Annotated in this window: 15 protein-coding genes and 1 pseudogene; all 16 read right to left on the reverse strand. The window is 43.6% G+C overall.

The features are described from left to right. Positions 1-3 precede the first annotated feature (3 nt). On the reverse strand, positions 4-3138 hold the full coding sequence (locus tag LRM46_RS00665) for a hypothetical protein (RefSeq protein ID WP_243813170.1): 3135 nt from the start codon (positions 3136-3138) through the stop codon (positions 4-6). 60 nt (positions 3139-3198) lie between these two features. Next, positions 3199-4308 carry a molecular chaperone DnaJ gene (dnaJ, locus tag LRM46_RS00670; RefSeq protein WP_243813171.1) on the reverse strand — a complete coding sequence of 370 codons (1110 nt, stop codon included), beginning with the start codon at positions 4306-4308 and terminating at the stop codon, positions 3199-3201. Between the two features lie 102 nt (positions 4309-4410). After that, positions 4411-6300, reverse strand: coding sequence for a molecular chaperone DnaK (dnaK, locus tag LRM46_RS00675; RefSeq protein WP_259372792.1), 1890 nt, complete (start codon positions 6298-6300; stop codon positions 4411-4413). A 145-nt stretch (positions 6301-6445) separates the two neighbouring features. After that, positions 6446-6910, reverse strand: a complete 465-nt coding sequence (locus LRM46_RS00680; RefSeq protein WP_243813172.1) for a nucleotide exchange factor GrpE — start codon at positions 6908-6910, stop codon at positions 6446-6448. Between the two features lie 18 nt (positions 6911-6928). Then, on the reverse strand, positions 6929-7639 hold the full coding sequence (locus LRM46_RS00685; RefSeq protein WP_129631658.1) for a transcriptional regulator: 711 nt from the start codon (positions 7637-7639) through the stop codon (positions 6929-6931). A 50-nt stretch (positions 7640-7689) separates the two neighbouring features. Next, positions 7690-9057 (reverse strand): LssY C-terminal domain-containing protein, encoded by a 1368-nt coding sequence (locus LRM46_RS00690; RefSeq protein ID WP_243813173.1) that lies wholly within the window; start codon positions 9055-9057, stop codon positions 7690-7692. Then, positions 9054-9764 (reverse strand): guanylate kinase, encoded by a 711-nt coding sequence (locus tag LRM46_RS00695; RefSeq protein WP_178142755.1) that lies wholly within the window; start codon positions 9762-9764, stop codon positions 9054-9056. The genes LRM46_RS00690 and LRM46_RS00695 overlap by 4 nt, the downstream gene beginning before the upstream one ends. 9 nt (positions 9765-9773) lie before the next feature. After that, positions 9774-10232 carry a 5' nucleotidase, NT5C type gene (locus LRM46_RS00700; RefSeq protein WP_243813174.1) on the reverse strand — a complete coding sequence of 153 codons (459 nt, stop codon included), beginning with the start codon at positions 10230-10232 and terminating at the stop codon, positions 9774-9776. Positions 10233-10234: 2 nt separating this feature from the next. After that, positions 10235-11197: an elongation factor 4 family protein gene (locus LRM46_RS00705; RefSeq protein ID WP_243813175.1), complete on the reverse strand. Its 963-nt coding sequence runs from the start codon at positions 11195-11197 to the stop codon at positions 10235-10237. Positions 11198-11307: 110 nt separating this feature from the next. Then, positions 11308-11778, reverse strand: a complete 471-nt coding sequence (locus LRM46_RS00710) for a hypothetical protein (protein ID WP_243813176.1) — start codon at positions 11776-11778, stop codon at positions 11308-11310. Positions 11779-11852: 74 nt separating this feature from the next. Then, on the reverse strand, positions 11853-12167 hold the full coding sequence (locus LRM46_RS00715) for a dUTP diphosphatase (RefSeq protein WP_243813177.1): 315 nt from the start codon (positions 12165-12167) through the stop codon (positions 11853-11855). A 217-nt stretch (positions 12168-12384) separates the two neighbouring features. Further along, positions 12385-12648, reverse strand: a complete 264-nt coding sequence (locus LRM46_RS00720; protein ID WP_061582780.1) for a SemiSWEET family transporter — start codon at positions 12646-12648, stop codon at positions 12385-12387. 46 nt (positions 12649-12694) lie between these two features. After that, positions 12695-12871: pseudogene (locus LRM46_RS00725) on the reverse strand (transposase); the annotation flags it as partial. Positions 12872-12965: 94 nt separating this feature from the next. Next, positions 12966-13796 (reverse strand): GTP-binding protein, encoded by an 831-nt coding sequence (locus tag LRM46_RS00730; RefSeq protein WP_243813178.1) that lies wholly within the window; start codon positions 13794-13796, stop codon positions 12966-12968. Beyond that, the gene (gene murJ, locus LRM46_RS00735) at positions 13796-15448 is read right to left on the reverse strand and encodes a murein biosynthesis integral membrane protein MurJ (protein WP_243813179.1); all 1653 of its coding nucleotides are present in this window, start codon (positions 15446-15448) and stop codon (positions 13796-13798) included. The genes LRM46_RS00730 and murJ overlap by 1 nt, the downstream gene beginning before the upstream one ends. Before the next feature lie 6 nt (positions 15449-15454). Then, positions 15455-17323, reverse strand: a complete 1869-nt coding sequence (ftsH, locus tag LRM46_RS00740) for an ATP-dependent zinc metalloprotease FtsH (protein WP_243813180.1) — start codon at positions 17321-17323, stop codon at positions 15455-15457. Between the last annotated feature and the right edge of the window lie 8 nt (positions 17324-17331).

Here is a 17331-nt window from a genome sequence, read left to right on the forward strand (position 1 = left end):
AAACTATCTTTTTACAATATCTTGCCTTTTGCTTCTTTGAGCTCTCGCTACCACAATTGTCACCGCTACAATGATAGATATACCAGCCAAAATAGCTAATACATAAGTGTATCCCGACAATAGATATATCAAAGCTAATGTCACACATACAGCACCCCAGGTCGTAATCAGTCGTTTGTTAAGCGCCAACCCCACGACAACCATCAATGAATGCTCTATTAGGAATAATATTTCCATGACGCTGTCTCCTGCAAACGCCAAGATAAGAGTCGGCAGACTAAGCACAGAAAGAGCCAGCACTAGGTGTACCGTAGTAGACTTATGAATATACCCCAACCAACGCCACGACATTACTGCTCCCGAAAGAATTGCCGCTGACCACAAATATGGTATTGTGATAGAGTGAACGGGTAAGGCTAGATTTTTAATAGTAAATAAAACGCCGCACAAAATCAGGATCACACCTGAATCAAAATATAAAATATTCTTTTTAGGAACACCTTCAGACATCAAGGCGATACCATTAATTATCCACACTAGCGCCGCCAGAATCACTGACGCCACAGTAGCGCTAACTGATGTAGTAATAGACAATAAGACTACCGACCAGCCGATGGCGCTATAGAATGAAGAGTAGTACCAACGACTCGACATCTTTCTGATTCGCGCAGCAATAGCCAAGCCGTAAAACACCGCAAAAATGACCAGGGCAACGACTGACATAAATTCGAGTGGAATAGTAAACCATTGAGCTATAAGGCAAAGTAACAACACTAGACTCGGGTGCGCAGCTATTGTCATTATTCGCCAATCTCGTTTAGCAAGTACCGCCATATAAAGAGCTACTACGGCCGCTAGCCATCCCAATACCTTGAACGACAAATCATATGTTGCCAGTAGATTAATCATTGGAAGCGCTATCGCTGGAACTGTAGCAGCGCACAGCGTCATATCACCAATAATTGACGATTGCATATTCATTCGCAACAGCCAGTACAAAGACCCAAAACCAACCAGACTCACCCATGCAGCAATTGCGAGATTGTCATTAAACGGTATATTCAACCAATGCAGGAATAATAAAACAAAGATGATTGTCGTAAGATATGCCCCGCCCAAATAAACCTCTCTACGACATCGGTAAAACGCATAGTATAGTGACACCACTAGCGGTAACCAAACTATCGGATGAATTGACGACAACACAACAATGATAGCTACGCCAATAATAGAATATAGAAACAGCTCACGACTTTTGATGGCTGTATTGCTATGACGACGATAAAGCCATTCTACTATTAATAGCGACGACACATTTATCCACGCCATTAAAATAGAGACGTTTTCACTAGACACCGCAAAACCTAAAGCTAGCAAAAATACTGACAACATTAAAGAAGTATGGACTCCAACTACAAACTCATAAACTTTTTCGCGCCATACAGCCACACTCATAATGCCAGCACCGATAGCTATCGCGCCCGATAGACACATCAGGGCTTCCTCTGTCGCATAAGTGGCTATCATCGCTGAAGTAAACATCGCCATTAATAGCCAAGTTGACGCAGCGCCATACACTAAAGCAGCCTGACTTTTACTAATATTCGGACGCTTCAAAATTAGCAATCGGCAAATAACTGGCAGTGGCGTCATGAATAGAAAAATTAGATACTGTACGCGTGGTGCTATAGCTATATCAATATTAAATAGTGTTATACCAATCGGCACCAATAGAATCCCAGATATCACAACCATAATACCGAAGCGGGCACGGCGTAACAAAAAAAGAATTGCAAGACTAATTGCTGAAATAACGCCGATCAAAATAGAAGCAATCGTCATTCGTAGCGAATCTCCAGAGCCGATCACGCCAAACAAAGCACTTAGCGACACAACAAAACTAGCCCACAATACTATTTCATGATGTCTATCGTACTGTTTCTGAACGTACATTGATACAGCGGACCAGATTATATTTCCAAGCGCCGCTAACCCTAGAATCACGCTTACGACCAACTGATTATCGTCAGATAAATACATTGTGAAACTAGTAGCCAGCACCATTAACAATAAGCGAGCTGTTGTCAATTCATAAGTACGCATCTTTTTAGACTTCTCAACAAGAGCAACCGTAAAGTAATATGCAACGCTAGCAAATAACAGTACGCTAATATCTAATGTGCCCATATATACCGACGAGCTAAGCGCGACAAACATCGTCATCGGCACGATAAACGGATTTACAACGTTTAACGGTTCGACAAACTGACGAGGAAGACGACTAGAAAAATACGCAGCCACAGTCATCAAACATCCAAATAGCAGCATTACAACGTAATACCAGACCAGCTGCGCATGCACAACAGCCGGCAAACTAGTCGTCATCGTAAACATCGATAGTAGCGATACATAAGCAAGAGGTCTACTATTCAATCTCACTGTAGCATCAACACACAAAACAACACCAATTACAGAGGTAATAAGCCAGCACCATGCAGGGTCAATACCTAAAAGTAAATTCATAGTCCAGCCGCCAATTGGTACAGCTGCCAAGGCGGTGCCAATAAGTGCCGTCGACGCAGATTTCAATATTGGCAAGCGAGCATACAATATCTGACCAATAATATAATAAATAAAAATAAACAGCCACACCAATCCAAACCTAAGTTGGATAGATAGATTAATTGTCTGAGCCAGAAGCAATATTCCCGCAGTCAGAAGTAGCGATGCTGTATATAGAGCTATATTAATTGTAGTCTTACGACCCCTCTCCTTTTCCCTGTCGTCAATATGTGGTGCTCGTTCAATATTATTCTCAACAGGCACGGCGACCATATTTACTCTCTCTTCAGATGTGGAAATACTAGTAGGAATTATATTATCGAGATTCTCATTTTTACTGATATTTAACGGCGTACTCGCAAGCCGCGAAGCGGCGTTTTGATTCTCTGTAATAAGCCTCACTTGACCGTTGTCATTCTCAATTTTGGCGCATCCATTTTGTGCATCACGCACACCATCCCAATATCCCTGCCGATAATCTTCAGAATAATTAGACGGCTGGCTATTACCTCTCTGTAATAATCTTATTAGCTTAATTACTACAATAATAGCTATTACCAGAAAAATTAATCCCATACCTTCAATCCCTCTTATGTTAGCTTCAGTATAGCACAGGATTTTTTCTCGGCAAATATACTAGGAAAACAACCCTCGTTTTTTCGCGCCCTTAAATTGCTCCAAAAGCTCCTTCTGCTTTTTGGTCAATTTAGTTGGCGTATCAACAATAACACCCACAATATGCGGGCCACGAGATTCGCTGTGTAAATGTGGCACGCCATGACCTGACAACTTGAAGTCGGTGCCGCTCTGAGTACCCGCTGGGATTTTCATCGTTATTATGCCGTCCACAGTCTCTACATCAATCTCCGTTCCCAGTGCCGCATCAACCATAGAAATATGTTCTTCGCTAAGAATAATATTGCCTTCACGAGTGAATTTCTTATGCGCCTTAACACGAATGTGGACATACAAATCACCTCTACTACCACCAGCAACCGTTTCTCCACGATCGCGCAGACGAATTGTCGCTCCATCATCAATCCCTGCCGGAATTTTAATAGTGATATCCTGATTCTGTCGGTTCGTGCCTTTTCCTCGACAAACTGAACATTCTTTTTCAGGAACTTTCCCCTTACCATGACAAGTTTCACAAACAACCGCCTGCTGAATTTGTCCAAATAGCGAATTCATCGTTCGAGTTTGCTGACCCGCGCCCTTACAAGTTGGGCACGTTTTCATTCCAAATCCAGGCTCGGCGCCATCGCCATGACAATGTTCACATTCAACATCCAGCATTAAACTAATTTTCTTTTCTACACCAAATACCGCGTCCTCAAAACTTAGTGTTACGCTAGTTTCAACATCACGCCCACGCGAACGACCATTCCCAGCGCCGCCAGCCGCACCACCGAAGAATTGGCTAAAAATATCACCTAGTCCACCATCACCAAAATCAAAGTGAACATTTTGACCGCCAAATCCACCAAATCCCTCAAACGGATTACCGGAAAAACCGCCGCCAGAAGCACCACCCACGCCAGCATGACCAAATTGATCATAACGCTGTCGCTTCTGCTTGTCTTTCAAAACTTCATAGGCCTCATTAATTTCCTTAAACTTAGCCTCATCGCCGCCCTGCTTATCAGGGTGATATTTAATTGCTAATTTACGAAAAGCCTTTTTTATCTCATCTTCAGAAGCGGTCTTTGGAACGCCCAATATTTCATAATAATCACGCTTACTCATACCTTATATATTATACGCGTTTAGCACTCTCAGTGCAAGAGTGCTAAGTTCAAAAAAGGCCACTCTTTTTATCGAGCAGCCTTCTTTGTAAATACGTTAGGTTTATTTTTCGTCGACAATTTCGCCTTCGACCGGCTCGTCTTTATCAGACTTTTTGTCGCCAGATTCGTCGGCTTTTTTATCGTCGGCTGATTGTTGATACATCTTGGACCCAATTGGCATAATCGCGTCGTTCAAGGCTTTAATTGCAGCATCCAATTCGTCCTTATCCTCAGAATCTTTGTGCTTTTCAGCCTCTTCGACAGCCTTTTCAATCGCTTGCTTGTCGTCGTCAGAAATCTTATCTTTGAATTCGTCCGGCATTTTCTTTGCCTGATAAATAGCGTTTTCAAGCTGATTCTTCGTATCGACAGTTTCGCGCTTTTTCCTGTCTTCGTCCGCGTGAAGTTCGGCTTCTTTTTGCGCCTTCTCAATATCTTCCTTACTCATATTACCGGAGTTTTGAATGGTGATTGACTGCTCTTTGCCTGTTCCCTTGTCCTTAGCCGTAACGTTAAGAATACCGTTGGCGTCAATGTTAAAGGTCACTTCAATTTGAGGCACGCCGCGTGGCGCTGGCGCAATACCATCAAGCACAAAACGACCCAAACTCTTATTGTCATTAGCAAACTCGCGCTCACCTTGAAGAACGTGAATTTCCACCTGAGGCTGGTTATCCGCAGCAGTTGAGAAAACTTCACTCTTGCTTGTTGGAATCGTCGTATTTCGGTCAATCAACTTCGTCGATACACCGCCCATCGTCTCAATTCCAAGAGAAAGCGGAGTCACGTCCAGAAGCAACACATCCTTAACATCACCAGCCAAGACACCACCTTGAATTGCGGCACCGACAGCCACAACCTCATCTGGGTTCACGCCTTGCATTGGATCTTTTCCAAAGAAATTCTTCACGCGCTCGACCACAGCTGGCATACGAGTCATTCCACCAACCATAACTACATTGTTAATGTCGGACTTAGAAAGTTTGGCATCCTTCAAAGCCTTTTCTACTGGACCATCCAAGCGATCCAATAGATCCTTAACCAAATCTTCCAACTTAGCGCGACTCAAGCTCATTTCAAAGTGCTTTGGACCATCGGCGTCAGCAGTAATAAATGGAATGTTGACTTCATATTCCGTAACTGTTGACAATTCTTTCTTTGCCTTTTCAGCCTCGTCCTTTAGGCGTTGCATTGCTGCATTATCTTTACGAAGATCAATTCCTTCCTTCGATTTGAAATCATCCAAGAAGTAATTGACAATAGCGTTGTCGAAATCTTCACCACCAAGGTGTGTGTCACCATTAGTTGCCTTAACCTCAAATACGCCGTCACCGAGTTCCAGCACCGACACGTCAAACGTACCACCACCAAGGTCGAACACTACGATAGTTTCGTCGTTTTTACCCTTCTCCAAACCGTATGCCAAAGCCGCAGCTGTTGGCTCATTGATAATGCGCTTAACTTCCAATCCAGCAATTTTACCAGCATCCTTAGTTGCTTGGCGTTGTGAATCGTCAAAGTAAGCCGGCACTGTAATCACTGCTTCCGTCACTTTTTCACCCAAGAAAGCTTCGGCGTCAGACTTGATCTTACTAAGAATCATTGCTGAAACTTCTTCTGGCGTATATTCCTTATCGCCCATTTCGACCGCCACGCCAGTACCTTTTTTAACAATCTTGTACGGCATGATATCCAAGTCTTTTTGCACTTCCTTATCATCAAACTTACGACCAATCAAACGCTTAACACCGTAAATCGTGTTTTTTGGATTTGTTACGCGCTGACGCTGAGCAACTTGACCGACAAGTCGTTCGCCCTTTTTATTAACCGCAACTACAGATGGCGTAGTACGATTGCCTTCGGCGTTAGAAATCACCTCCGGCTTTCCAGCTAACATATACGCAAATGCGCTGTTGGTTGTGCCGAGGTCAATACCAATAATTTTACCCATATGATTCCCCTTTCTTTATGATCACATCTGGTCTATATCTTATATTCATTCTAGCACTCTTTCGTGGCGAGTGCCAACTATCTCAGTATAAATAATTAGCACTCTCATGTCAAGAGTGCTAATCGCTGTTTTTTTCGCAATCATATTACTGACGAGCAACTTTCACCATTGCGTCGCGAATAACTGAACCGTTCAAAGTATAACCAGCGCGAAGCTCCTCGGCAATAATTTCCTTATCGCCATCCGTCGATTCGTCAAATTGAACAGCCTGATGAAATTCAGGATTAAACAAAGTTCCGGGTTTGGCGTCAATTTTTTCCAAACCAATCTCCTTCAATTGCTTGTCAAGCTGCTTACCCAGACCAGCCACACCCTTAACCCACGCATTATCTTGAAGTTCCTCTGGGACGTTGGCAACAGCTCGCTCAATTGTATCAATGACTGGCAATAATTTCATCACCGACTTAGTCTGGCCCAACTCGTGCGCTGATTGTTTTTCCGCTTCCACGCGCTTACGATAATTCTCAAAATCCGCTCGAGTTCGCTGCAAATCCGACGTCAGCTCAGCAATTTCTTTCTCTAAATCTTCAACTTTTTTATTCTTCGTCATTTTTCCTCCTTTTAGCCACTACAAGACTTCTTCCAACATCGCGCCCGTACGACGCACCAGCTCCATCGTTCGACGATAATTTTGTCGCGTCGGACCAATCACACCGATGTAATTATCGCCACCAGACGATGACTTAAATTTACTTATAATCAACGTAGCTCCACTACTTTTACCAATTGGGTTTTCGCTACCAATAAACACATTTAGCGGTTCATCCGGTGCCGCTTCACGCAGCCACGGCTCGATATTGTCAATCAATTTAGCAACCGCCTGAACGTGATCGCCGTCACCAAACTCTGGCTGACTAAATAACTGAGTCATTCCGTTCATATACAAGCTCGAACCAAACGACGCAAAACCAAAATTGCCAGTCATTTCTACCAAACCATCAACTGCTCGACGAATCGCTTTGTCTGAAGTATCAACATTTGAATTGACGTGCGCCTCAATTGCCTTCGTACTGCTATCAATACCGCTCGGCAATTCCGTCATTTGCGCCGCCGTGATTCCATTGACATAAAAACGATATCCCTTATCTGTCGGAATTCGACCTGCGCTCGTGTGGGGCGCCTCAATAAATCCCATCTCCTCAAGTTTTGCCATTTCACTGCGAATCGTGGCGCTACTCACGCCAAACAGTTTGGCTAGCGTTACGCTACCAACTGGCGCCGCAATTTCAGCGTATTGCTCAATAATCGCGACAAGGATTGCTTGTTGACGTTCGGTCATAATCCGATTATATCGCAAATCTAGCACTCATACAAGCAGAGTGCCAAGCCTTATCGTCTTTCCGTAAAGTAGCGCGCTGCATCTGAAGAGAACAACATCATAATCATAATATGCACACCAATCGAGATCAAAAGCAGCATAATCGACGCATTAATTCGCCCAATTGTCACAGACAGAGATTCAGTGACAATAGCTAATGTCGCCACAGAAAGCAGTGAGATTCGCGCCCGACTACTTCCCCGAAGTAGCAGCCCAACCAGAACGATTTCCGCCACGACCAACAACACATTAAAACCAGCCATCATTGATAACATGGTATTCGCGGCATTTATATCAATTCCATCAATATTCGCAACTTGCACCAAAGTCGTCGGCCAGCTAGAAAAGTCCACCAGCATTTGCCCGATTGTGAACAACGACGCCAGAATCATTAGTCCGCCGCCAATTAAAATCTGCGGTGGTCGGCGACCCCAAAGCTCTTCTAATAAAGTTTCGTGATTTCGCGGATGACGATCATAAATTGTGCCGTCCATAATCACTCCGAGCCGCGTTGAAGTCGCGACATTATCGTCAGTCTTTATCCGACCGACTTCCAAAATCGGTAAATCGCCATCAGTGCGAATGGAGTCTCCGAGACCATTGCGCGAATGATAGCCCGTTGAAAAATCCTTTAATATCGTCACTCTAACATTTTTATTGTTACTTTTAACCGACTCAATAATATAATCTCGTTCAATATCAATATTCTCGTCAATCTTATGCGTGAACTGAAAAGTAAATAAAGAAAAGCCAATACTCTTATCGTACGTACCAGCCGCCAACCAATCAACTCGATGACCGCCAGGAAGAAGCCAGCCATTTGGACATCGCCAAAACCTAACGTGATGACGACGCCTTGGATTGCCGTCAACTTCCTGCTGATAGGCAAAGTCTTGCCGCCTACCAAACAAAAATGCTGGCGACACTGGTGCATTTGGATAACTACGACCACTCAGCACTGTAAGCACCATTTTCCAAGCTGACCTCGGAGTTATGTCATCCGCCAAAACCCAGCCAGCCTCAGTCATTGCCTTATGGAGCTTTTCTTCCGAGCCGCGCACACTCAAATTGACGGGGTCGCTTAATACTCCGTCCGCCGTCCGCGTCCTGCCGATAAAATAATTCGGTACGTACATATTGCTCAAAATTCGATGAAGCCTAGGCAGCGCCAAATATGCCACAATTATCCACACAACAAAGAACAAGCCAACCAGCCACCAGCCGCCCGTCACCCAACCTTCTCTAAGCACCAACCACGCCAACCAAAACGACGCCAAACCTGCAAAGATAAAAAAGGATTGGTCTAACAATGTAGTCAAGGTCTTCGAGGAACGATCTTGCCTGGCTGCTATTTTTTTTGGAGTTTTTACTGAACTCATAGATTAATTATATCATTGAGGAGATTTCGAGCTACCAAACGCGCCTCGTCATCCTGACGTTTAAACACGTCGCCGCGCAAAATAATTTCCTCGGTCACTCTAATTGCTCGCTCCAAATCGTCATTGATAATCACGTGATAATACGGAACTTCAAGCGCGTAAGCCAACTCTTTTACCGCCGAGGCGTGACGCTTTGGCCACTCCGCTTGAAAATCTTCTTCAGTTGCGTAACGCTTTTTTAATCGCTCAATCCAAGTTTGACTATTTGGCGGCACAATGAAAATCGCAATGCTATCTGGCGCCAATCGCTCATATTCCTCCACGCCCTGAACGTCAATGTCGGTAATTGCCACGCGGTTCTGATCATGCGCTAATTTCAGCTCAGCCACCGATGTCCCATAAACTGTACCGTGAACAAACTTCGCCTCGATAAATTCATTATTTTGTAACATATTTTCGGCAGTTTGCGAATCAATAAAATGATAGTCAATTCCATCTTGCTCGGCACATCCATTATTTGTGCGTGGCGCGCGCGTAGTGTGAGAAACAATATCGCGAAACTCCGGCGACTTCAGTAATTGTTTTTTTATCGTGTCTTTGCCCGCACCAGAAATTCCCGCAAGCAGCGCAATTTTCGTACTTTTAACCAACTCAATTGTCGATTCAGTTGGCTGATAATTTGTAATAAGATCTTCGATACTTGGCATAATATTTACCTATAATAACTCATCAAGTACAGATTGCCAATTGGGAAATTCAGAACTTCCAAAACGAATAAGCCGACCAGAAAACTCACCCGCGCCATTCGCCGTCCGATCGTCAATCAAAATATCGCCTCGACTCAAATTCTTTGCTGACGAAAAAATAACCTTACGGAAGAAAACATTATCCGAACCTTCGCCGCCAAAATACTTTTTCACCCACGCCAACTTATCGCCCAAAGCCGTCGGATTTTCCCACGGAGAAGAAGATAAAATATATAAATCGTATTTGTCTTTCAGGGCGTAAACCGCATCGATAGCTCCAGGCACTGGATCCATTAAAGAAAAAATTCCTGGAATATTATCGTGCTGACCGGCAAACTCATCAATCAACTCAGGCGATATCTTCGTTAAAGCAGATTTGAAATCCGCCAAAACGCCATCCATATCAATATAAACAATAGGTTTTTTCACAACTAATCCCTTTTTAGCATCACCATAAATGCTTCGCTCGGTATGTCAACCTTACCAAAGCGTTTCATTCGTTTTTTACCGCGCGCTTGCTTGGCGAGAAGCTTCTTTTTACGACTAACATCGCCGCCGTAAAGATAGCCCGTAACGTCTTTTCGATAAGCGCCGATATTTTCCCTGGCAATAAATTTACCGCCAATTGCCGCTTGCAATGAAACCTCAAAACTCTGACGAGGCACGACTTCTTTCAACTTCTTAACAATCTCGCGCCCCAAATGCTGCGATTCCGACCGATGGCACATTACGCTCAACGAATCAACCATCTCACCCGCTACATAAAAATCGACGCGCACCAAATCTTCCACTTGATAATCTGCCAACTCATAATTAAACGAACCGTAGCCGCTGGTAATAGATTTCAATTGGTCATAAAAATCCGTCAACAAATTCGCAAGTGGCGCCGCAAATGAAATCAGCGCTCGCTCGTCAATGTAGCTCAGGTTTTTCTGGCGACCACGCTTACTCACGATCAACTGAATCACCGCACCAATATAATCCTGCGGCACGACAATTTCACCATCAATCCACGGCTCGCGAATCTCTTTTATTTGCGCTGGGTCGGGCAATTCACTAGCAGACTTGATATCCAGCTCCTCGCCATTCGTCAGACTAACTTGATAATCAGTACTCGGATTGGTCACAATTAAATCCAAATTATACTCACGTTCCAATCGCTCGCGAATAATATCCATATGTAGCAATCCCAAAAATCCAATTCGCACACCGTAGCCCAAAACCGGCGAATTCTCCGGCTCGAACTGTAACGCCGAATCGCTCAGACTCAACTTTTCAATTGCCTCTTTCAGGTCATTGTAGTCTTCATTGGACACCGGGAAAAAACCCGCATAAACAAACGGCTTAACTTCTTTATAACCTGGAAGTGGTTGGACGGTAAATTTTTCAGTCATAACTATGTATTATTATATCAGCTCAGCGTTCTTGTATAAACGCACAGTAAATCGCTCCTTGCGCTCCTATTTATTGTCAGCAAATTATTCCTTACACACTGAGGTCTAACCTATAGCTGCTCAAAAATCTTATGAGCTTGATTCTTGCCAATAACCTGAATCAGTTCAGTGTAACTCATCCACCGACCGCGTTTAGCTTTATCGCGACGATAATCCTTCTCGTCAGTAATATCGCCCTTAACTATTGCATCAACATTACGCCAAGCGACCCAAGGTATGTCATCGCTCAAAAAGCTATAATCTAGATGAACATAATTTTCGTTGATCAGTTTATAGTCTGACGATGAAAATCCGCGCGCATACAACTCGCGGAGAATAGCGTCCGCTAGCTCGGCAAAACTGTCAACCGTAACACACAAAAAGTCATCGTATTCTTCACCAAGTTCGTATGATCGTCCATTCATAAAAATACTATACGGATCATCGTCAACAATTTTCTCATCTAACCACACACGACGGTCACGTGTTACTGGAATCACCCGACATCTAATTTTCTCTGCAAAGTTTTTGAAATTACTCATAATTGCCAACGATAGACATATCAATATCCATTTCGTACATTTTATTACATCTACGCTTTTCAATACAGTATATACTATTTCCACTGTCGCGTCTGGTTGATCTTGTGCTTCTCAAAATACACTTCCGCCAAATTGACGTCAAACCGATTTGCCAATTCCATCAAATAGTTCAGCACGTCCGCAAACTCCTCGCGCAGATTGTCGTGGTTATCAGGTCTTTTTTCTCCCTTAAATCCTGTCTCTTTGCGAATCGCCTTCGCCAGCTCGCCAACTTCCTCGGCTAACAATAAGAATACTTCAGTGACAGAATTTTTATCCCAACCTTTCTCCTTACAAGTTTGATCGAGGTGTTTTTGTAATTCAGTTAAGCTTATTGTTTGTGGATTCATGGTTTTTCCTTCTTTAATCTTAATTAACTTACACTTGATGGAATATAAACATAGCAGGAAGCAAGAATCTGCTCGCTATCCAATCCTATTTTTAATTACTATTATACTCTGATTTATCAAACAATATATCACTTTGGTTAAATATTTTTTCCTGTGATAGTCCAAAATCTCTACCAGCAACTTTTTTATGAAGTTGCTGGTTTTGTTTATATAACTTTTATAAAGAAGTAATAAAAGTTAAACCGCCTAATATCACTCCCGCTGCATTGGGAATGATGAGGATCCAGTCTTTTTTAGGTTCTTTTGTCCAACCATAGATTACCCAAATTAAACAAGAAACTGCTGCGAATAGTGGTTGGAATGGTTGAGCTTTTTCTCCTTGTAGGTTAGCGATAATTTGTGGAATATATGCAATAAAGACAAGGATCCCAATAAAAGCTCCAATAGATCCGACAAAGCGATTAATTTTTTGTTTAGACATATAATACCTCATGAGGTTTTATTATATTATAAAGGAAAAGATGCTGTCAATAATTTTGTGTAAACACTCTAGTAGAGTCTTCAAACAAAGTAACTAAGTAACGTTCCAGAGCCTCCTCGTTAGGAAAAAGAACCTTCTATTTCGTTTGACGTTTGATTTCTTTATTAAGAGACTTAATGAGTTTTGTCGAATAAATGCTATGCCAAATCTGGTAAGGAAACTGATTTCAGCAATCATACGCGTCAATACTACGAACCAACGCCAAAAAAATTCAGTTAAGCTTATTGTTTGTAGATTCGTGGTTTCCCTTTTTAATCTTAATTAAAATATCTCCCCAGCGTTACCGTATCACCAACCCGCGCCTCGCGTGTCGTCTTCAGGTTTGTCACAATATAGCCAATTTCGCCAGTTTCAAGCGAAGGGTCGGGTTGCATGGCTGGGTTAAGATGACCAACTTCCAGAGCTAGTCCATTTGCGCCAGTCGCCATCATTCGGATAGATTCGCCCTTTTTAATTCGCCCGTCAACCACCCGCACATATAAAATCACGCCACGATAATCGTCATAATAGCTATCAAAAATCAACGCCCTAGTTGGATCATCAACCTCGCCAGTTGGCGCAGGGATTTTATCGACAACCGCGTCCAAAACCTTATCTACATTTTGACCAGTTTTAGCAGAAATATGAATAATCTCGTTTTCATCGCAACCCAACAAATTAATGACTTGCCTGGATACGCGCGGTATGTCGGCGGCCGGCAGATCGACCTTATTTAACACCGGAATAATCGTCAAATCCTGCTCCATCGCCAAGTAAACATTCGATAATGTTTGCGCCTGAATTCCCTGGCTAGCATCAACCACCAATATCGCGCCCTCGCAAGCCTGCAAACTACGCGAAACTTCATAGCTAAAATCAACATGCCCCGGAGTGTCAATCAAATTCAGATCGACATTTTTATATCGCATTCGCACCGGCGCCAGCTTAATAGTGATGCCCTTTTCCCGCTCCAAATCCATCGAATCCAGCAGCTGCGATTTCATTTCGCGCTTTTCTACCGTCCCAGTCATCTCCATCATTCGATCAGCCAGCGTAGACTTGCCGTGATCAATATGAGCAATAATACAAAAATTCCGAATATTTTCCATTAACCCTTAAACTCCAATCGTCCAAATAACACTTTTTTCAATCGTGCAAGAATCGGGTCAATTTCTGGCAATTTTAACCACTTTGAAGCCGCGGCATACGCACCAAAACTGACCAATGAAATGATAACGAATTTCGGAAAAGCGCTAAAGAAACTGTCGTCATGATAACGAAACGGCATAATTAGCACGGCGATATAACAAACCACGCCCGTAATAGTACCCGCAATCATCATCTTAAAAATCGCTCGCACAAACGTCATGTCGAATAATTTTGGCATTTGACGATTCATAACCGCCAAAAGCACAACCACTTCCAAAACCGCCACTGTTGATTGAGCCCAGGCCAATCCATATGCGCCCATTTTCAAGACCATCGATAGAACAATTGCTAAAATTATATTTAAAGTAATCGAGAAAATTGAAATATACAGCGGAGTTTTCGTATCTTGGCGGGCGTAAAATGCTCGCGCGGCCATGTGGTAAATGGTTCGGAATAAAATCGCCACGACCAAACAGCCCAAAATTCCCGCGATCAGTTGATTGCCACCATTGCGAATAAAATGCACGACGTATCCCCTGGTAAAGAAAATCACCACCGACACCGGAAGAGCCATCCAAAAAATAATTCTCAGCAGGGAACGCAGGTCTTTTTGAAATAGGTCATTTCGACCTTCACCCAAATGCTCAGTCAATTGAGGAAAAGCGGCATTTGAAATCGCCACGCCAATAAGATTGATCGGCATCATATGGAGGGTCAAAGCCTGCTGGTACGCCCTAACCGTTCCGTCAGCCAAGCGCGAAGCCAAATTGACCTCGACCAAGCTAACCACATAATCCATTCCTTGATCAACAGAACGCGCAGGCAATAAAGATAAAACTTTTCTAAATCCCTTATTCCGCCAATAAATTTTGAAATTGTAATCAAATCCAAGCCCAGCCAAGCCAACCGCGCTGACGATCAATTGCAAAAATGACCCCAAAACCACACCCAACGCCACGCCCATAATGCCACCGTCAAAAATCTGCCAACCGAATAAATTGACACCGCCAGTAAACCACACCGTACCGATAATAATACCGACGTTATACAGCATTGGCGCCAGCGCACAGAACATAAATCGCCCGACCGCTTGCTGAATGCTAGCAATCACCGCCGCAACCGCAAAAATAAACGGATTAACCGCAATCACCTGCATCATACTAACCGCCAAAGCATGACCAGACTCGCTCAGACCAGGTGCGATTAAATACTTCATCAATGGATCAGCGAAAATAATAATCAGCACCGACGCCGCCATGGTTATTAGCGCCATGAAATTAATCATACTAGAGCTAATTTGCCAAGCCGACTGTTTATTACCCTTGACCCAGCGCTCATTAAAAACTGGAATGAACGTCACACTAAGCGCACCAGAAACCAGCACTGCGAACATAAAGTCCGGCACCATGAAAGCTGCCGTATAAGCATCTAGTCCAACCGGGTATCCCGCCAATGCTCCGTTTTCGCTCGGCATGTAGGCGGAGTTGAGCAAGCGATCACGGAAAAACCCCAGCAAGCTCGACAACAACGTCGAGCCCGCCAGAATCGTAGCAGCCAATTTCACATTAAGCCGCTGATTTATTTTCGTAACTGTACTACGAACGCGCCCCATAGTATTTTACGAATGCAGTTTAGCTTCTTTTGGTAATTTAGTGCCCTTAAGAATCTCGTCAACCTCAGATTCTTCCAGAGTTTCTTCCTTCAGTAGAGCCTCAGCCAACTTATCAAGGAACGAACGATTTTCTTTCAATACCAACATTGCACGACGTTTAGCTTCGGTAATCAATTGCGCGACTTCCTCATCAATCATCTTCGCAGTCTCATCAGAATACGGACGCTCTCTGGTCATTTTATCGAACATCAAGCCGCCGTTATCTTCATGGAATACTTGATCGCGTAAGCCCTTGCCCATTCCTTGCTCAATCACCATATCACGGGCAATTTCAGTCGCTTTTCGCAAATCCGAACCAGCGCCAGTAGTGATTCCGTCATCGCCGTAAATCAATTGTTCAGCGATTCGTCCGCCCATTGCCCGAGCCAAAATATCTTTAAACTCGTAAACGTTTGTGTAGCTCTTATCTTCTGGTGGCAAGAACCATGTTACTCCACCAGTACCGCCGCGCGGAATAATCGTAACCTTGTGGACTGGGTCGGAGTCAGGCAAGACGTGACCAACAATTGCGTGGCCAGCTTCGTGATAAGCAGTCAACTCTTTCTCGTGATCGTTCATTATCTTAGTCTTGCGCTCTGGACCAATTGCCACACGCTCAAACGCCTCAGTTAATTCGTCATTTGTGATCTTCTTCTTATTGCGACGCGCAGCAATGATTGCAGCTTCATTAGCCATATTTGCCAAATCCGCACCAGATGAGCCAGCGGTTTTTGCCGCCAATTTATCAAGATCAACAGTTTCATCAGTTGGCTTTTTCTTAAAGTGAACTTTCAGGATTGCCTCACGATCTTTGCGTTCTGGTAATGTAATATTCACACGTCGGTCAAATCGTCCAGGGCGAAGCAAAGCCGGATCCAAAACATCCGCGCGGTTGGTTGCCGCCAAAACAATAACATTGGTCTCGCCATCAAAACCATCCATCTCCACCAAAATCTGATTCAGAGTTTGCTCACGCTCGTCATGACCGCCGCCCATACCAGAGCCACGCTTACGACCCACGGCATCAATCTCATCAATGAAGATGATACACGGGGCATTTTTCTTAGCCTTAGAAAATAGGTCTCGCACCCGGCTAGCACCAACACCAACAAACATTTCCACGAATTCAGAACCAGAAATTGAGAAGAATGGCACACCAGCCTCGCCAGCAACAGCTCGGGCTAGCATCGTCTTACCTGTACCCGGATTACCGACTAACAATACGCCTTTTGGAATCTTTGCGCCCAAATCTTTATATTTCTTCGGATGCTTAAGAAAATCAACAACTTCCTGCAGATCTTGCTTGGCGTTATCATTTCCAGCGATATCTGTAAATAGAACCTTTTCCTTGTCTTGTCCATAAAGGCGAGCCTTACTCTTGCCAAATCCCATGGCTTGATTATTTTGACCCTGAGCTTGGCGCATCATAAACATGAAGAACACCACGATAATCAGCACAGGCACAACCATAACCGCCAGGTTCCACATAGTTTCGCCGGTTGTGGATGGTGGAATAACCTTCACCTCAACCTTAGCGTCCTTGTTCAAACCCTGCTCATAAATGCTACTAGATTCCTTGACTGAATGCTCGGTAGGTTTTGATTGATCTTTTGGAGTAATCTTAATATCGTTTCCTTGAATCTCCAATTGAGCAATTTTACCGTCATTTGCTCGACGCACTACATCAGATAATGCAACATCTTTAAGATTTGATGCAGGGAAGAGTGTTGCGTAAAAAATTAACGCTACAAAAATTATAATTGCCCAAAACAATCCAAATCGTAAAATTTGACTTATTCTATTCTTTCCATTTCTTTGAGGCATCTTAACAGCCATTCTCAACT

The sequence above is a fragment of the Candidatus Nanosynbacter sp. HMT-352 genome (assembly GCF_022819345.1).
In the GTDB taxonomy this organism is placed as follows: Bacteria; Patescibacteriota; Saccharimonadia; order Saccharimonadales; family Saccharimonadaceae; genus Nanosynbacter.